This is a genomic window from Pseudomonas sp. S37, assembly GCF_016658545.1.
Lineage (GTDB): Bacteria > Pseudomonadota > Gammaproteobacteria > Pseudomonadales > Pseudomonadaceae > Aquipseudomonas.
The window spans coordinates 1-17,315 of the sequence record NZ_JACVZC010000130.1; the positions used below are offsets into that span (position 1 = coordinate 1).

12 protein-coding genes are annotated in these 17,315 nt (G+C 64.4%); 9 read left to right on the forward strand and 3 right to left on the reverse strand.

Translation table 11 applies throughout. The annotated features are described in order from the left end of the window. Positions 1-227: 227 nt before the first annotated feature. Both IAE39_RS25640 and IAE39_RS25645 read right to left on the reverse strand, forming a co-directional pair. Positions 228-1,535, reverse strand: coding sequence for an MFS transporter (locus IAE39_RS25640; RefSeq protein ID WP_201207294.1), 1,308 nt, complete (start codon positions 1,533-1,535; stop codon positions 228-230). 66 nt (positions 1,536-1,601) lie between these two features. Next, positions 1,602-2,915: an L-fuconate dehydratase gene (locus IAE39_RS25645; protein ID WP_201207295.1), complete on the reverse strand. Its 1,314-nt coding sequence runs from the start codon at positions 2,913-2,915 to the stop codon at positions 1,602-1,604. A gap of 101 nt (positions 2,916-3,016) precedes the next feature. Between IAE39_RS25645 and IAE39_RS25650 the strand changes: the two genes are divergently transcribed. From IAE39_RS25650 to IAE39_RS25685, 8 genes are all read left to right on the forward strand, one after another. Continuing rightward, positions 3,017-3,964 carry a LysR family transcriptional regulator gene (locus IAE39_RS25650; RefSeq protein ID WP_201207296.1) on the forward strand — a complete coding sequence of 316 codons (948 nt, stop codon included), beginning with the start codon at positions 3,017-3,019 and terminating at the stop codon, positions 3,962-3,964. 28 nt (positions 3,965-3,992) lie between these two features. Further along, the gene (locus IAE39_RS25655; RefSeq protein WP_201207297.1) at positions 3,993-4,943 is read left to right on the forward strand and encodes a LysR family transcriptional regulator; all 951 of its coding nucleotides are present in this window, start codon (positions 3,993-3,995) and stop codon (positions 4,941-4,943) included. Positions 4,944-5,327: 384 nt separating this feature from the next. Continuing rightward, positions 5,328-6,869, forward strand: a complete 1,542-nt coding sequence (locus IAE39_RS25660; protein WP_201207298.1) for a UxaA family hydrolase — start codon at positions 5,328-5,330, stop codon at positions 6,867-6,869. A 34-nt stretch (positions 6,870-6,903) separates the two neighbouring features. Continuing rightward, positions 6,904-7,962 carry an Ldh family oxidoreductase gene (locus tag IAE39_RS25665; RefSeq protein WP_201207299.1) on the forward strand — a complete coding sequence of 353 codons (1,059 nt, stop codon included), beginning with the start codon at positions 6,904-6,906 and terminating at the stop codon, positions 7,960-7,962. A gap of 20 nt (positions 7,963-7,982) precedes the next feature. Then, positions 7,983-9,200 carry a fumarylacetoacetate hydrolase family protein gene (locus IAE39_RS25670; RefSeq protein ID WP_201207300.1) on the forward strand — a complete coding sequence of 406 codons (1,218 nt, stop codon included), beginning with the start codon at positions 7,983-7,985 and terminating at the stop codon, positions 9,198-9,200. Positions 9,201-9,300: 100 nt separating this feature from the next. Beyond that, positions 9,301-10,593: an MFS transporter gene (locus tag IAE39_RS25675; RefSeq protein ID WP_236548821.1), complete on the forward strand. Its 1,293-nt coding sequence runs from the start codon at positions 9,301-9,303 to the stop codon at positions 10,591-10,593. 259 nt (positions 10,594-10,852) lie between these two features. After that, positions 10,853-12,502 carry a VRR-NUC domain-containing protein gene (locus IAE39_RS25680; RefSeq protein WP_201207302.1) on the forward strand — a complete coding sequence of 550 codons (1,650 nt, stop codon included), beginning with the start codon at positions 10,853-10,855 and terminating at the stop codon, positions 12,500-12,502. Further along, positions 12,499-14,766, forward strand: coding sequence for an ATP-dependent DNA helicase (locus IAE39_RS25685; protein WP_201207303.1), 2,268 nt, complete (start codon positions 12,499-12,501; stop codon positions 14,764-14,766). Before IAE39_RS25680 ends, IAE39_RS25685 begins: the two co-directional genes overlap by 4 nt. Before the next feature lie 53 nt (positions 14,767-14,819). On the opposite strand, the gene IAE39_RS25690 is transcribed toward IAE39_RS25685, so the two are convergent. Next, complete coding sequence (locus IAE39_RS25690) at positions 14,820-16,001, reverse strand: NnrS family protein (protein WP_201207304.1); 1,182 nt, start codon at positions 15,999-16,001, stop codon at positions 14,820-14,822. Positions 16,002-16,216: 215 nt separating this feature from the next. On the opposite strand from IAE39_RS25690, the gene IAE39_RS25695 reads away from it, so the two are divergent. Continuing rightward, positions 16,217-17,131 carry a site-specific integrase gene (locus IAE39_RS25695; RefSeq protein WP_201207305.1) on the forward strand — a complete coding sequence of 305 codons (915 nt, stop codon included), beginning with the start codon at positions 16,217-16,219 and terminating at the stop codon, positions 17,129-17,131. Positions 17,132-17,315: the final 184 nt, after the last annotated feature.

The window sequence follows — 17,315 nt, forward strand, 5'->3', positions numbered from 1 at the left end:
CCCCCCCCCCCCCCCCGCTCCTACAGGTTCTGTGCCTGCCTTGAAGGCGATCCAGGCTATGTGGGAGCGGCCTTGCGTCGCGAAAGGGCTACAAAGCAGCCCCGGCAGTCTTAACTGACCGGCATTAGGGCGAGCCCGCGAACACCGGCGCAGCCGGTGCAATGCACCGATTTGGACTCTTCGCGGGCGGGCTCGCTCCCACAGGGTACGCGGAGCGCCTGCCAATATTAGCGCTGCCCTTGTTCCTGCCCCTGGCGCAAGCGGGTGCTGACCAGTGCCGCAACTACCAGCAATGCTGCAATGATCCACAAGCCATTGCGCGTGCTGCCGGTGGTCTGCTCGATCAACCCCATTACCGACGGCCCGACGAAACCACCAAACAGGCCGCAGGTAGTGACAAAGGCCAGGCCCGCTGCCAATGCACTACCGCTCAGGCGGCTGGAGGGGAAGACGAAGATGATCGACTGCACCACGAACAGCATCAGCGCAGTCAGGGAAAACCCGATCAGGCCAATGAACGAGTTGGCCAGTGATGCCAGCAGCAGCCCGGCCGCCATGGTCAGCAAGCCGAAGAACAGCAAGGTGCGGCAGCGACGCGGTGAGGTGGCCAGGCGCGGGAAGGTGGCGGCACCGATGGCGGCGGCAATCCACGGTACGGCAGTCAGCAGGCCGACCTGGAACGGCGACAGCGCCGCGTAGGTGCCAATGATGCCCGGCAGGAAGAAAATCACCGTGTAGATGGTGATCTGGTGCACGAAGTACACCACGATCGCCAGCCAGATCTGCCGGTCGCGGAACATCTGCCCCAGGCTGCTCTGCTGCGGTGCCGCGGCCCGCTCGGCGGCTAGCCGGCGTTCGATGTCCTGGGCGTCGGCAGCTGACAGCCAGGGCGCCGAAGCGGGGCCGTCTGGCAGCTTCTTCCAGACCACGAAGGCCAGGGCCACGGCCGGCAGGCCTTCGAGCACGAACAGCCACTGCCAGCCATGCCAGCCCAATACCCCGTCCATTTCCAGCAGGGCGCCGCCCAGCGGCCCGCTGAGGATATTGGCCAGGCATACACCCAGCAGGAAATAACCGGTGGCACGGGCGCGCTGTTCACGGTCGAACCAGTAGGTCAGGTACAGCATTACGCCGGGGAACAGGCCAGCTTCAGCCACCCCTAGCAGCAGGCGCATGATGTAGAACGAGGTTTCACCCTGAACGAAGGCCATGCCTGCCGAGAGCAAGCCCCAGGTAATCATGATGCGGGTGATCCAGAAGCGCGCACCCACCCGGTGCATGATCAGGTTGCTCGGCACTTCTGCCAGGGCGTAGGTGAGGAAGAACAGACCTGCGCCCAGGCCGTAGGCCGCCGCCGACAGGCCCAGGTCGATGCCCATGCTGGCCTTCGCCAGGGCGATATTGGTACGGTCAAGAAAGCTCATCACGTAGACGACGATGAGCAATGGCATGAGTTTGCGTAGTAGCAGGCCGTTCAGGCGCTGCTCGGTGCTGGCGGCAGGGGCCGAGGCCGCTGCACGGGTGAGGGTTGTCATTGTTTTTTTCCCCGTGAAAAGTGCTGGTGGTGCGCCGCGCCATGGCGGCACACCCCGTTGTGTCGATCAGGTACGGTTGATGTCGAGCCACACTGCGCCATTGGGGTACTGATAGCGCTCCAGGGTTTCGGCATGCATCTCGATGCTGTAACCCGGGCGTTGCGGCGGCATGTAGCGGCCACGGCGGATCACCACCGGGTCGATGAAGTGCTCGTGCAGGTGGTCGACGTACTCCAGCACCCGGTTGTGCAGCGAGGCAGACACCGCGATGTAATCGAACAGGGCGATGTTCTGCACATACTCGCACAGGCCGACGCCACCGCCGTGCGGGCACACCGGCACGTCGTACTTGGCGGCCATCAGCAGCACGATCAGTACCTCGTTCAGGCCACCCAAGCGGGCGGCGTCCAGCTGGCAGAAGTCCAGCGCTCCAGCCTGGAACATCTGCTTGAACATCACCCGGTTGTGGCAGTGTTCACCGGTAGCCACGCCAATCGGCGCGATGCGCTGACGAATGCTGGCGTGGCCGAGGATGTCATCGGGGCTGGTCGGTTCTTCGATCCACAGCGGCGCGAAGGCGGCCAGGCGGCGCATGTTGGCTACCGATTCTTCTACGCCCCATACCTGGTTGGCATCCATCATCAGGGTGCGCTCCCAGCCGATTTCGTCGCGTAGGATGCTGGCGCGGCGGATGTCCTCTTCCAGGTTGGCACCGATCTTCTGCTTGATGTGGGTCCATCCTTCTGCCACTGCTTCGCGGGCCAGTTTGCGCATCTTTTCTTCGCTATAGCCCAGCCAGCCCGGCGCCGTGGTGTAACCGGGGTAACCTTCGTGCAGCATCTGTGCTTCGCGTTGCGCCTTGCCTGGCGCCTGGCGGCGCAGCAGGGCAACGGCTTCTTCAGGGGTAAGCACGTCGGTGACGTAACTGAAGTCCAGGCAGCGCACCAGTTGTTCGGGCGTCATGTCGGCCAGCAGCTTCCAGACCGGCTTGCCCTCGTGCTTGGCCCACAGGTCCCACACGGCGTTGATGATGGCCGCCGTGGCCAGGTGGATCACGCCCTTTTCCGGGCCCAGCCAGCGCAACTGGCTGTCGCTGACGGTAAAGCGATGCCAGAACGCACCCATGTCGGCGATGATTTCTTCAAGGCTGAGGCCAACGATCAGCGGTGCCAGCGACTGCACCGCTGCGGCGCAGATCTCGTTGCCGCGGCCGATGGTGAAGGTCAGGCCGTGGCCTTCGAGGGTTTCGCTGTCGGTGTGCAGTACCACATAGGCCGCCGAGTAGTCCGGGGCGCTGTTCATGGCATCGGAGCCGTCCAGCGACAGTGAAGTGGGGAAACGGATGTCACGAACGCTCAGGTGGGTAATACGTATGCTCATGGTCGGCTCTTGTTCTGTTCAAGCACTGGGAGCACCGACTGTAGGTTGTCGAGCGATACAGGCATAATCGCCAAATCTTAATCAGCGATACCGGATTCGATATGTCTCGCTTGTCGCCCGATAGCGCCCAGACGCCCGCCAGCCTGGGTGCACTCAAGATCTCCAGCCGGCAGATCACGCTGCTCAACGCCTTGGGCGAATTCGGCAGCCTGCGCCGCGCCGCCGCCGCGATGCACACCACCCAGCCGGCGGCCAGCCTGTTGCTGCAGCAGCTTGAGGAACGTCTGGGTGTGCGCTTGTTCGAGCGCCTGCCACGGGGCATGCAAGCCACGCTGTATGGCGAGGTGATGATCCGCTATGCGCAGAACGCCTTGCACGAGTTCGAGCATGCCCAGGCGCAGATCGCCGAGCTGGCGCGCGGGGCCCAGGGCCTGGTGCGGGTGGGCAGCGTCATGGGCCCGGTACCCAGCGTATTGACCAAGGCGGTGTTGGCTTACAAGCGCGACCACCCCAAGGTGCGTATTTCGCTGGAAGTCGGTACCAGCGATACCTTGCTACCGGCCTTGCTGCGGGGCGACTTCGACATGGTGGTAGGGCGCCTGCCCGACCAGAGTGACAGCCAGGAGCTGAATATCGAGCTGTTCGAAGGCGGTGAGCAGATGCGCGTGATTGCCCGCGCTGGCCACCCCTTGGCTGCCGCCGTGAGCCTGCAGCTGGCCGACCTGGTGAGCCAGACCTGGATCCTGCACCCCATCGGCAGCCCGATGCGCCGCCGTGTCGAAAGCGCCTTGCAGGCTGGCGGCATGGTGCAGTCGCTGGACATTGTCGAAACCGCTTCGATCCTGGCAACCACCGCCATGCTCGAGGCCTCCGAAATGATTGCCGTGGTGCCCAATGATGTGGCCGAGCATTATGCCCGCTATGGCATGGTCGCCATCCTGCCGGTGGAACTGCCACTGGCCATGGCCAACCTCGGCGTGCTGACCTTGCGTTCACGGCCCAACTCGGTCGCCCTCGATACCTTGCTGCGCTACTTGCGGGCACAATGACTTCCACCCTGCATGAGGCCCTGCGCGTATGCCGCCGGACATGACCCACTCCAGTTTTTGCAACTGGATCCGCTACAAGCACCTGGTGCTGATCGACACCCTGGCGCGCACGCGCAACATGCATGCTACCGCCACCCGCATGAACCTCAGCCAGCCAGCCCTGAGCAAGATGCTGCGCGACCTTGAGCAACAGTTCGGCTTTGCCCTGTTCGAGCGCCTGCCGCGCAGCATGCCGCCCACCGAACTGGGTGAATACGTGGTGCGTTATGCCCAAAGCGCGCTGGCCGAGTCGCAACAGTTCGTCGACCAGGTCAACCGGCTGCGCAACGGCGGCCACGGCTTTATCCGCGTGGGCGGGATCTTTGCCGCGACTGCATTGGTACTGCCACAGGCCATCGCTGCGATCAAGGCGCGTAGCCCGCTGCTGTCGATCGAAGTGGTGGAGCATTCCAGTGACCACCTGCTGGCCATGCTTGAGCAGAGCAAGCTGGACATCATGATTGGCCGTTTTACCGAAGAGCGTTTCAGCCAGCTGTTCGACTTCCAGCCGCTGGAGCCTGAGCCGTTCAGCTTGGTGGTCAACAGCGAGCACCCGCTCAACCGGCTCGACAGCACACCGCTGGACGTCCTGGGCGACTGGCCGTGGGTGCTGTACCCGGTTGGTACCCCGATCCGCAACCGCCTGGAGCAAGCGTTCCGGGTGGCCGGTATCGCCACGCCGGCCGACAGCGTGGAAACCATCTCCATGCCGATGTTCCTGCAGTTGCTGCAGTCGGCGCCGATGATCGCTATGTTGCCGCGCTCGATGGTTGCCGCGCAGCTGGCCAGCGGGCAGTTCAAGGAGCTGCGCAGCCCGTTGCATGTGCCGGCGCTGGAGTACGGTGTGGTCACTCGCAAGGATGAGCCGCTGAGCGCCTCGGCCCGGGCATTTGTCGAGATTTTGCTGGAAGGCGCGCAGCGCCGCAGGGCAGCGCAATGATAGAAACAGTCCAGCCAGCGCCGCTCTCACAAAACTGCACATAACTCATTGAACTAGCAGGGACATTGTGGGAGCGGCTTTAGCCGCGAACACCGGCGCAGCCGGTGCCATGCACCGCGTTGGATTCTTCGCGGCTAAAGCCGCTCCCACAGGGTATGCGGACCGCTTGCGATCTCAGTTCTCTGCGCGACAGCGCAGCGTAAAGGGCTGAGCGATCTCCTACAGAAGGTGGTGTCCAATTCTGGGCGATCGATGATTGAATGATGATGCCTCCTTGCGATAACGCCAGGTTATCGCTCGATCTGATCATCTCATTGGGAATCCAGCGCAAGGCTTCTTACAGTGGCGACAGCCATAACAAGAAGCACCGCCCTGAGAGGTCCCATGCAACTGATTGCCAAGTCAGGTGACCCTGCCGTCATCCGCCTCAACCCGCTGGACAATGTCCTCATCGCCCGCCAGGCCCTGGCGCAAGGCCTGCGCCTGGAGAACGAGGCGATTACCGTGCGCCAGCCAATCCCCTCGGGCCACAAACTCGCCACCGAACGTGTCGAGCAGGGCCAACCGCTGCGCCGTTACGGCCAGATCATCGGTTTTGCCTCGCAAGCTATCGAAGCCGGCGACCACGTGCATGTGCACAACGTACAGATGGGCGACTTCGCCCGTGACTACGCCTTCGGGGTCGATACCCGCAACCAGCCGAGCAGCACCGCGCAGTTCCAGGGCATCGTGCGCGCCGATGGCCGGGTCGCCACCCGCAACTACATCGGCATCCTCACCTCGGTGAACTGCTCGGCAACCGTGGCCCGCGCGGTAGCCGACCATTTCCGCCGCGACATCCACCCCGAGGCCCTGGCCGACTACCCGAACATCGACGGCGTAGTGGCCCTGACCCACGGCGCCGGCTGCGCCGTCGACCCCAGCGGCGAGGCCCTGGGCCTGTTGCGCCGCACCCTGGCCGGGTATGCCGTACACCCCAACTTCGCCGCGGTGCTGATCATTGGCCTGGGCTGTGAAACCAACCAGATCGAAAGCCTGCTGGAAACCCAGGGCCTGCAGGCCAGTGCGCAACTGCGCGCGTTCACCATCCAGGGCATCGGCGGGACCTCGAAAACCATCGCTGCCGGTATCGAACAGGTCAAGGCGCTGCTGGCCGAGGCCAACCAGGCCCAACGCCAGCCAGTCAGCGCCCGGCACCTGGTGGTCGGCTTGCAGTGCGGTGGCTCCGATGGCTACTCGGGGATCACCGCCAACCCGGCACTGGGCAATGCCGTTGACCGCCTGGTAGCGGCCGGCGGTACCGCGATTCTCTCTGAAACCCCCGAGATCTACGGTGCCGAGCATTTGCTGACGCGCCGCGCAGTCAGCCGCGAGGTAGGCGAGAAGCTGGTAGCCCGTATCCGCTGGTGGGAGGACTACTGCCAGCGCATGAACGCTGAACTGAACAATAACCCCTCGGCCGGCAACAAGGCCGGGGGTTTGACCACCATCCTCGAAAAATCGCTGGGGGCGGTGGCCAAGGCAGGCTCCAGCAACCTGGTCGATGTGTACCAGTACGCCGAAGCGGTACGGGCCCAAGGCCTGGTGTTCATGGACACGCCCGGCTACGACCCGGTCTCGGCTACTGGCCAAGTGGCCGGCGGGGCCAACCTGATCGCCTTCACCACCGGCCGTGGCTCTGCCTACGGCTGCGCCCCGGCGCCGTCGATAAAGCTTGCGACCAACAACCGGGTGTTCGAGCACCAGCAAGAGGACATGGACGTCAACTGTGGGGGGATAGCGGACGGCTCCACCAGCATCGAGGAGCGTGGCGCCTACATCTTCGAACAGATGCTGCGCATTGCCTCCGGCGCGCGTAGCAAGAGCGAGCAGCATGGTTATGGGCAGAACGAGTTCGTGCCGTGGCAGATCGGTGCCGTGACCTGATCGAGCGCTCCCGTCCCTTTTCGAGGCAACTGCAATGACTCAAACCCCACGCTATAACGTGCAAGCGCTCAGCGCCTTTGTCGAGCAACTGTTCACCAAAGCCGGTGCTGATGCCGAAGTCGCCCAGGCCGTGACCCGGGTACTGCTCGAAGGCGAACTGCTTGGTCACCGTACCCATGGCCTGAACCTGGTCAGCCGCTACATCGATGGCATGCTCAGCGGCCAGGTCAAAGCCAGTGCGCAAGCGCTGGAACAGGTCTCGGACAGTGGCATTTCCAGCCTGTTCGACGGCCACTACGTGCTTGGGCCGTACTGTGTCAGCCGTGCCCTGGACTGCGCAGCAAAAGGCGCGACGGCGCAGGGTATCGGTATCGCCGTGGTACGCCGCGCTGCCCATATCGGCTGCCTGGCCGCTTACCTCAAACCCTATACCGACCAGGGCCTGGTGGCCCTGGTGTATTCCTCGGACCCGTCGGTGGGCTTGGTCTGTGCCCATGGCGGCATCGACCCGGTGTACACCCCCAACCCGATCGCGGCCGGCATCCCGACCCAGGGCGAGCCGATCCTGCTCGACGTCAGCATGTCCACCGTCACCCTCGGGCTGGTCGGCCAGTGCCGCGATGCCGGCAGCCGGCTGCCACACCCGGTGCTGGTGAGCAAGGACGGGCAATTGAGCGACAATCCGGGCGACTTCTTTACCCAGCCGCAAGGCAGCATCCTGCCCTTGGGTGGCCAGGCCTTTGGCCACAAAGGCTTTGCCTTGGCGCTGTTGGTCGAAGCGCTGACTTCCGGGCTGGCCGGCCATGGCCGCAAGGATACCCCTGACCAGTGGGGCGCCTCGGCCACGGCCGTGGTGATAGACCCTCGCTTCTTCGGTGGCTTGCAAGCGTTCACCGACGAGACCAGTTTCCTCGGCCGACTGGTGCTCGCCAGCCGCCCGCTCGACCCCACGCGCCCGGTGCGCCTGCCCGGGCAGGCAGGCCTGGCGCTCCGCCGTCAGGCCCTGGAGCAGGGCGCAAGCCTTGCGCCACAACTGGTGGCCGACCTGGACCGCCTGGCTGGGCAGTTGCACCTGCCGACACTTTCCCAATGATGCACAGTAAGGGTACACCGATGATTGATCGATCGAATGCCAATCAACCCCTGTCGCTGAGCCATGATGCCAGCGTGTTCGACAACGGCAGTTGGGTAGGGCGGGTCTGGCTGCCAGGCCAGGGGCCGGCGGTAGTGCTGGTCAAGGCCGGCGCGGTCTACGACATCAGTCAGCATGTGGCGACGGTTTCGGCCCTGCTGGAAGTCGCCGAGCCGGTGGCCTACCTGCGCGCCTTGCCGCTCGGTGCACCGCTGATCGCGTTGCCGGCATTGCTGGGTAACAGTGACCCGGCCCAGCGCGACCCGCATCAGCCATGGCTGTTGGCCCCCATCGACCTGCAGGCAGTCAAGGCCGCTGGCGTGACCTTCGCCACCAGTTTGCTGGAGCGGGTGGTCGAAGAGCAGGCCAAGGGCGACCCGGCCAAGGCCGATGCCATCCGTGACACCTTGGCCAGCCGCATTGGCGCCGACCTGTCGCAGATCGTGCCGGGCTCGGCCCAGGCCGAAGCGCTGCGCAAGGTGCTGGTGGAGCAGGGCCTGTGGTCACAGTATCTGGAAGTGGGCATTGGCCCGGATGCCGAAGTGTTCACCAAGGCACAACCGCTGTCGGCGGTAGGCCACGGCGCCGACATCGGCATCCACCCCAAGTCCAGCTGGAACAACCCGGAACCGGAAGTGGTACTGGCGGTGTCCAGCGATGGCAGCATCAAAGGGGCGATGCTCGGTAACGACGTCAACCTGCGTGACTTCGAAGGGCGCAGCGCCTTGCTGCTGTCCAAGGCCAAGGACAACAATGCCTCCACGGCCCTGGGCCCACTGCTGCGGCTGTTTGACGAAAGCTTCAGCCTGGACGATGTGCGCACGGCCGAGGTGGACCTGCGGGTCGAAGGCGAGGACGGTTTCATCCTCGCCGGGCGCAGCTCCATGCGCCAGATCAGCCGCGACCCGCAAGACCTGGTACAGCAGACGGTCAACGAAAACCACCAATACCCCGACGGCCTGGTGCTGTTCCTCGGTACCCTGTTTGCGCCCAAGCAGGACCGCGACCAGCCCGGCAACGGTTTCACTCACAAACCCGGCGATGTCGTGAGCATCAGCAACCCGCAACTGGGTACCCTGTGCAACCGCGTAACCACCAGCGACCAGGCACCGCAGTGGCAGTTCGGCCTGCGCGCGCTGATCGACAACCTCGGCCAGCGCGGGCTGCTTGAGGTGGCCGCTAACGCGCGGCGAACGTAAACGACACGCTGCGCCAGGGAGGGGGCGCAGCATCACCGAGGGATCGCCAAGGCGCTGACAGCGCGGCAACAATAATAATAAAGGTCGACACATGAACCCTATGAAGAAGTACCAGCGCATTACCGTTGTGTTCCTGCTACTGATCGGCATCGTCAACTACCTGGACCGTAGTGCACTGTCGATCGCCAACACCTCGATCCAGAAAGACATGATGATCAGCCCGTCGCAGATGGGCATTCTGTTGTCGGCGTTTTCCATTGCCTATGCTTTCGCCCAGCTGCCCATGGGCATGATCATCGACCGCCTGGGCAGCAAGATCGCCCTGGGTGCCTCGTTGCTCGGCTGGTCGGTCGCCCAGGCGGCGTTCGGCATGGTCAGCAGCTTTGCCGGTTTCATGGGCCTGCGGGTACTGCTGGGCATTGGCGAGGCGCCGATGTTCCCCTCGGCGGCCAAAGCCCTGTCGGAATGGTTCGATGCCAACGAGCGCGGCACCCCGACCGGGGTGGTCTGGTCCTCGACCTGTCTGGGCCCATGCCTGGCACCGCCCTTGCTGACCCTGTTCATGGTCAACTTCGGCTGGCGCGGTATGTTCATCATCACCGGCGTGATCGGCATGGTGCTGGCTGTGTGCTGGTTGAGCTTCTACAAGAGCAAGGCACGCTACCTGGCGGAACTGGCTGCCGAGGGCAAGCCGTTGCCCAGCGAGCAGCCTGCCCCGGCAGCAGCGCAAGCACCGAAAGCCTCGTATTTTGCTGGCTGGCTCGACCTGTTCAAGCACCGCAGCACCTGGGGTGCGGTGCTGGGTTTCATGGGCGTGATCTACATGCTCTGGCTGCACCTGACGTGGCTGCCGGGCTACTTCGAGCGTGAGCACGGCCTGGACCTGTACAAGACCGCCTGGGTGGTGTCGCTGGCCTACGGCTTTGGCGCAGCGGGCACGATCGTGGCGGGGCGCTTCTGCGACTGGCTGGTCAAGCGCGGCCTGAGCGTGCTGGGCAGCCGCAAGTTCAGCGTTATCACCGGCCTGGTGCTGGCGGCACTGTTCACCTTGCCGCTGTCGTTCGTTACCGGCCTGACCGGTTGCATCATCCTGCTGTGCCTGGCGTTGTTCAGCATCAACATGGCCAGTGCCACGGCGTGGATGATCGTCAACACCATCGTCGACAGCCAGCGCGTGGCGTCGTTTGGTTCGATCCAGAACTTCGGCGGTTATATCGCCGGCTCCGTGGCGCCGATCGCGACCGGTTTCAGCATCCAGTACTCGGGGTCGTTCACCACGGCGTTCATGATCAGTGCCGGGGTGGCGTTGTGCTCGGCGGTGGCGTATTTCCTGCTGCTGCAGGCACCGATCGGCAGTGCCAGGGTCGAGGCGGGGGAGTTGGCCAGGGCTTGACCGCTGCTGCTCTGATAGAACAACACATAACTCATTGATTTGGCAGGGATCTGTGGGAGCGGGTTTACCCGCGAATCAGGCGACGCGGTGCATGGCACCGGCTGCGCCGGTGTTCGCGGCTAAAGCCGCTCCTACATTGAACAGTGCAGGCTTGTGCCTTTTGCACAAGGCAGTTGAATCGAGCTGACCCACGGCTCTTGTCAGGCACGCTGGTCTGTATGTATAACCAGTGTCTGTTCCCGCAACCTGACCCCAACCCGTGATCGCCCATTCCGTCGACGACCCGTTCTACTACCTGCACAATTTCCGCCAGGTACTGCTATGGGTCGAACAGCGCTACGCAGACCTGCTCGACGAGCAGGAGCTGGCCTTCATCCACACCTTCAGCCAACTGCAAGCGCCAGCCCAGGCGTTGCTGGTGCGCATGGTCATGCGCAAAGGCGAGCTGTTTCGCAGTGACCGGCTGAACTATGCCGAAATAGGCGACACCGCCCTGGCCCTGCAACCGCTAAGGGCGCTCGGTTGGGTGCGCGAACCCGAGCAACTGGCACTGGAACAGCTGTTCGCCTTGCTGCGCAAGGACGAACTGGCTCGCTGCTTCACGGCGCAACTGAGCCGCCCGCGCGCCGCCAAGCATGACCTGTTGGCCCAGCTGCAACCCTTGCAACTGGCCGCCCGTTCTCTGGCCGACTGGTTTCCCGACAGCGAAGTGCGCATCCTGCAATGGTGCCTGCAACCCCTGTGCGACCGCATGCGCCTGCTGTTCTTCGGCAACCTGTACCAGGACTGGTCCGACTTTGTTCTCGCCGACCTGGGCCTGCTGCGTTACGAGCAAGTGCCGTTCAGCCCCGATTCACGTGCCTTGCAGCAACGCGCCGATCTCGACCTGGCCATGGCCCTGCACCAGTGCACCGAGCGGCTGGAGCAGGGCGACGATCCGGAGTCGATCCTTGCCGTGATGCAAACCCTTCACAGTGACAACCCATGGCTGGCCCGGCGTCGTGCGCGCCTGCAATTTGCCCTGGGCCAGCAATGCGAGCGCCTGGGTGACTGGGACCGGGCCATGGCTGTGTACGCACAGTGCAACCATGCCCAGGCGCGTATCCGCCAGGTGCGGGTACTGGAGCGCAGCGAACAGTGGCCCCAGGCCCATGCACTGGCGTTGCAGCTGGCCGAAGCACCGGCCAATGCGCTGGAGGTGCAGGCACTGGAGCGCATGTTGCCGCGCCTGGCGCGCAAGCTCGGCGGCCCGCCACAGCGGCGCCAGCGTGTCGCGCCGCTGGAGCTGATCGAGTTGGAGTTACCCCGTGAGCAGGCCGCGCTGGGGGTGGAGGAAGCGGTGCGCCAGCACCTGCTGCACGAGGGCGGCCAGGCGCATTACGTAGAGAACACCTTGTTCAACAGCCTGTTTGGCCTGCTGTGCTGGGAGGCGATTTTCGCGCCTGTGCCAGGGGCGTTTTTCAACCCGTTCCAGGCCGCGCCACAGGACCTGCACGACAGCGACTTCCTGCTACGGCGCAGTGCGCTGTTCGAGCAATGCCTCGGGCGGCTGGACGATGGCAGCCACCGCCAGGCGATTCTCGACTGCTACGCAGCCAAGCTGGGCCTCCAGTCGCCATTCGTTTTCTGGCCCATGCTCAGTGAAGCACTGCTGACCCAGGCCTTGGCCTGCCTGCCGGCCGCCCAGCTGAAACAGTGCTTCCTGCGCCTGTTGCAGGACATTCGCAGCAACCGCGCAGGCATGCCCGACCTGATCCAGTTCTGGCCCGAGCAGGGGCGCTATCGCATGGTCGAGGTCAAGGGCCCCGGTGATCGCCTGCAGGACAACCAGCTGCGCTGGCTGGCATTCTGCCGGGAACATGGCCTGCCAGTCGCGGTGTGCCATGTGCGCTGGAGCGAAACGCCTTGAGCTACAGCGTGGCGGTACGGGCCTTGTGCGAGTTCAGCGCCAAGGTCGGCGACCTGGACCTGCGCTTCACGCCATCGCCCACCGCCCAGGAGGGTATCGAGGGGCATCAGCGGGTGGTGGCTCGGCGAGCGGCGGGCTACGAGTCCGAGATCAGCCTCGAAGGCCAGTTCGAAACGCTGCGGGTGCGCGGCCGGGCTGATGGTTACGACCCCGCCGGCAACCGGCTGGAAGAAATCAAGACCCACCGCGGCGACCTGGCGCGGCAGCCGGCCAATCACCGTCAGTTGCACTGGGCGCAGGCCAAGGTCTATGGCTGGCTGATGTGCCAGGCGCGCCAGCTGCCGGCCATCGAAGTAACGCTGGTGTACCTGGATGTCGATAGCGATAGCCAGACCTTGTTCAGCGAGCACTGCACGGCGGTTGAACTGCAGCGCTTCTTTGAAACCCAGTGCCAGCGCTTTCTGGGGTGGGCGCAGTTTCAGCAACGCCGTTTGGCCGAGCGCGACCAAGGCCTGCAGGCGCTGAGCTTTCCTTACTCGCAGTTCCGGCAGGGCCAGCGGCAACTGGCCGAAACCCTGTACAAGGCGGTGAGCACCGGCCGTTGCCTGATGGCCCAGGCCAGCACCGGCATTGGCAAGACACTCGGCACCTTGTTCCCGTTGCTCAAAGCCATGGTGCCGCAGCAACTGGACAAGGTGTACTTTCTCACGGCCAAGACCCCAGGCCGGGCACTCGCCCTCGATGCCGTGCGCCAGATCACCGATGCCACGCCGCAGCCCGCCTTGCGCACGCTGGAGCTGATCGCCCGCGACAAGGCCTGCGAGTACCCGGACAAAGCCTGCCATGGCGAGTCCTGCCCCTTGGCCGCTGGCTTCTACGACCGCTTGCCGGCAGCGCGCGAGGCCGCGGCAGCAGTGCCGTTGCTCGACCGCGCCAACCTGCGCGACGTGGCCCTGGCGCATCAGGTATGCCCGTACTACCTGGGCCAGGAAATGGCGCGCTGGGCCGACGTGCTGGTCGCCGACTACAACTACTACTTCGATGCTCACGCCTTGCTGTTCGGCTTGGCTCAACTCAACCAGTGGCGCGTTGCGGTGCTGGTTGATGAAGCCCACAACCTGGTCGAGCGGGGGCGCGGCATGTACAGCGCCAGCCTCGACCAGGGCCAGTTGCTGGCCCTGCGCCAGAGCAAACCGCAGGGGCTGGTCAGCGCACTGGACCGCCTGAACCGGCAGTGGAACGCCCTTTACAAGGAACAGCGGGCGCCATACCAGGCCAGCGAGTCGCTGCCCGAAGGCCTGCTGCGTGCGTTGCAGCAGTGCATCGGGCTGATCCAGGAACAGATGAACCAGTCACCCGCGCACATCGACCCGCAGGTGCTGCAGTTCTTCTATCAGGCCTTGCAGTTCAGCCGGGTTGCCGAGCTGTTCGATGAGCATTTCCTGTTCGATATCAGCCAGCGCCAGGGCCCACGCAATCGGCGGCTGGCCACATTGTGCCTGCGCAATGTCACACCGGCGCGGCTGCTTGCGCCGCGTATGCGGGCGGCGCGCAGTGTGACGCTGTTTTCTGCCACGCTGAGCCCGCCGCATTTCTACCGCGACCTGCTGGGCATGCCAGCCGATACCGCCTGGCTGGAAGTGGCCGCGCCGTTTCGTGCGGAGCAACTGGAGGTGCGCATTGCCGGGCAGGTGTCCACACGATACCAGCAGCGCCAGGCTTCGCTGGCGCCAATTGTCGAACTGATTGCCCGGCAGTACCAACAGATGCCAGGCAACTATCTGGCGTTCTTCAGCAGCTTTGAATACCTGCAGCAGGTGGCCGCGCTGCTGGCCGAGCGGTATGCGCAGATACCGCTGTGGGCGCAGGCGCCCGGCATGGACGAGGCCGCACGGCAGGCGTTTCTGGATCGCTTCGTTGCTGATGGCCGAGGTGTCGGTTTCGCTGTGTTGGGCGGCGCGTTCGGCGAAGGTGTGGATTTGCCGGGTACACGGTTGATCGGTGCTTTCGTCGCTACCCTCGGGCTGCCCCAGGTCAACCCGGTCAACGAGCAATTCAAGCAGCGCCTGGGGCGGCAGTTTGGTGCCGGGTTCGACTACGCCTATCTCTACCCGGGGGTGCGCAAGGTGATCCAGGCGGCGGGCCGGGTGATCCGGGGGGATCAGGACCGTGGTGTATTGGTGCTGATCGATGAACGCTTTGCCGAGCCCCGGGTGCAGCAGATGTTCCCGGGGTGGTGGCCGGCGGCCGAGCATTGCCTCTGACCGGTAGACGCGCTCCCACAAGGGACCGCGTCTACTGGTCAGGGGTAGAGCGGTTACCCAGGCATGCCATCCGCCCGTGGCCGCAGCAGGATCGGAAGGTAATGGCGCAAAAACAGCAGCAGCGCCAGGCTCCAGCACAACGCTGCAAGGCTCACTCCCAGCGGTGTGAACAGCGGCAGGATCACCCGCGCCACACTCGCCATTTGCATCAGGGCAAACGCCCAGGCAATGCTGGCCGGCACCTGCAGTGGCCGACCGGTGTGCCCGAGGCTCACCCGCGCCATCATCGCCAGGATCAGCCCGCCCATGGCGCCAACGGTCAGCGCATGGGTCACCAGGCTCGGGTTCACCGCCATTCCGGCGTGCCACAGCGCCATGCCCAGGCAGGCGAGGGCGATCCAGGCATAAGCCAGGTGCAGCGACCACAGCAGCGGCACGCGCCACAGGCCACGGTCGTGCCACAGCACCAAGCGTGCGGCGTGCAGGGCGAACAGGGCAAAAAACAGCACTGCCAGGCCTGTGTGCGGTGAATCGCCCAGCCCCGTGGCAAAGGCCAGTGGCACTGCCACGCTGAGCAGCAAGCATGCCCGGTCCAGCCACGGCCGGGGCGGGGCAGCGCTCATATTGCCCAGCCCCCGGCGGGTAAACATCGGGATTACCCGGCCACCCAGCACCGTCATCATCGCGGCCACCAGCCACAACCCGGCAAACACCCCGCGGCGCTGCCACAGTTCGTCCTGCCGCAGCCAGCCGGCCAGGGTCAGCCACTGGCAGGCGGCAATCAACAGCACCAGGCCGACGATCGGGTAGTTGTTACGCAGGCGCCTTTGCACGATCGGCCGTGCCAAGGCCAGGGCGACCAGTGGCAGGAAACTGCCCTCGACCAGCGCCAGCAAACTGCCCGGGAGCGGCAGAAACCAGCTTGCGCGGCCCAGCAGCCAGAGCAGGAACAGGCCCTGCAGCGCGCGCCCGCTCAGGCCAGGGATACCGCTCCAGTTCTGCACGGCGGTCAGCAGGAAACCGGCGATGATGGCGGCGGCAAAACCGAAGAGCATCTCATGACGGTGCCAGGCCAGCATGCCGCCAGCCGGCGTCGGCGCCAACGCCCCGGCCAACACCCCGGCCCAAAGCAGCAGGGCGAGCAGCGCAAACAGGCTGCCGCCCAGGAAGAACGGACGAAAACCCAGGCCCCAGACAGCCTGGCGTGGACGTGAAGCGACGGGTTGCACGAGCATGGGCAGTCCTTGGTTCGTTCAGAAGGCTTCAATTGGGTTAAGATCACGATTCGTGCCAATTGCAAAGCCCTTGAATATCAAGGTGATGGCACTTCTCTGGGTCTGAATGACATGCGCACCATGTGGTCATTCAGACTTGCTTGTATGTCGTTTTAACTTGCTTCAGGGTTGGCCTGCTGCGCTGTCGGCCAACGCTTCGCTACAGGATTCACGCTTTGTCCGACCTCTCGAAAAATCCATTGCTGCAGTACATGGCCCGCCTGGCCCCCTCCAGCCAGCAGACCATGCGCTACATCCTTCAGGACGCCGCCGACCGGCTGGGCTTTGTCGACTGCAATATCGTCGACGTGCCCTGGCATCGGCTCGAGCCCGGCCACGTGATCGCCCTGGTGGCGGCCCTGCGTGCTGACGGTTACGCGCCTAACAGCTCGTCGCTGTACGTCAACGCCATTCGCGGGGTGATGAACGAGGCCTGGCGCCAAGGCCTGATCGACCATGAGCAGCTATTGCGCATTCGCGAGGTCAAGCCGGCCACCGGTACTCGCCTGCCACCCGGGCGTAACCTGCGGCGCAGCCTGATTCGCGAGTTGATGGACGTGTGCGCGGCCGACCCGCGCCCACAAGGCGTGCGCGACGCGGCGATCATTGCCTTGCTGTATGGCACTGGCATGCGCAAGTCGGAGTCGGTCGACATCAACCTTGAGCAGGTCGATTTCGAGGCCCGCAGCCTGCAGGTGGTGGGCAAGGGCAACCATCAATTGGTCAAGTACGCACCACCCTGGGCATTCGAAAAGTTGCAGGCATGGCTCGACCTGCGCCGACAGGATCTGCCGGCGGGCGCCGAAGACGACCCGTTCCTGTTCAACCGCATCCGCCGCGGCAGCCACATCACCCGGGCGCGCATCACCAAGCATGCCATCTACTACATTGCTCGCCAACGTGGTGCGCAGGTGGGGGTGAAGATCATGCCGCACGACTTCCGCCGGGCCTTCATTACCCGGGTGATCGAAGAGCATGACCTGTCGATTGCGCAGAAGCTGGCACACCACGCCAACATTCAGACCACGGCCATCTACGACCGGCGCGACGATAACGAACGCCGCCGGGCGGTGGACCGTTTCGACTACTGAAGCCTTGCCGCTGTATCAACGGTTTGCAGGGTTCACTGTGGGAGCGGGTTTACCCGCGAACACGGGCGAAGCCCGTGCCATGCGCCGCGTTGGTTTCTTCGCGGCTAAAGCCGCTCCCACATGGCCTGCATCGCCTTCAAGGCAGGCACAGAACCTGTAGGAGCGGCCTTGCGTCGCGATGGGC

Bases quoted from the DNA above. Each gene is read 5' to 3' on its own strand.
- IAE39_RS25660 (WP_201207298.1), top strand. From the start codon at position 5,328: ATGCAACTGATTGCCAAGTCAGGTGACCCTGCCGTCATCCGCCTCAAC.
- IAE39_RS25650 (WP_201207296.1), top strand. From the start codon at position 3,017: ATGTCTCGCTTGTCGCCCGATAGCGCCCAGACGCCCGCCAGCCTGGGT.
- IAE39_RS25655 (WP_201207297.1), top strand. From the start codon at position 3,993: ATGCCGCCGGACATGACCCACTCCAGTTTTTGCAACTGGATCCGCTAC.
- IAE39_RS25645 (WP_201207295.1), bottom strand. From the start codon at position 2,915: ATGAGCATACGTATTACCCACCTGAGCGTTCGTGACATCCGTTTCCCC.
- IAE39_RS25640 (WP_201207294.1), bottom strand. From the start codon at position 1,535: ATGACAACCCTCACCCGTGCAGCGGCCTCGGCCCCTGCCGCCAGCACC.
- IAE39_RS25690 (WP_201207304.1), bottom strand. From the start codon at position 16,001: ATGCTCGTGCAACCCGTCGCTTCACGTCCACGCCAGGCTGTCTGGGGC.
- IAE39_RS25675 (WP_236548821.1), top strand. From the start codon at position 9,301: ATGAAGAAGTACCAGCGCATTACCGTTGTGTTCCTGCTACTGATCGGC.
- IAE39_RS25670 (WP_201207300.1), top strand. From the start codon at position 7,983: ATGATTGATCGATCGAATGCCAATCAACCCCTGTCGCTGAGCCATGAT.
- IAE39_RS25665 (WP_201207299.1), top strand. From the start codon at position 6,904: ATGACTCAAACCCCACGCTATAACGTGCAAGCGCTCAGCGCCTTTGTC.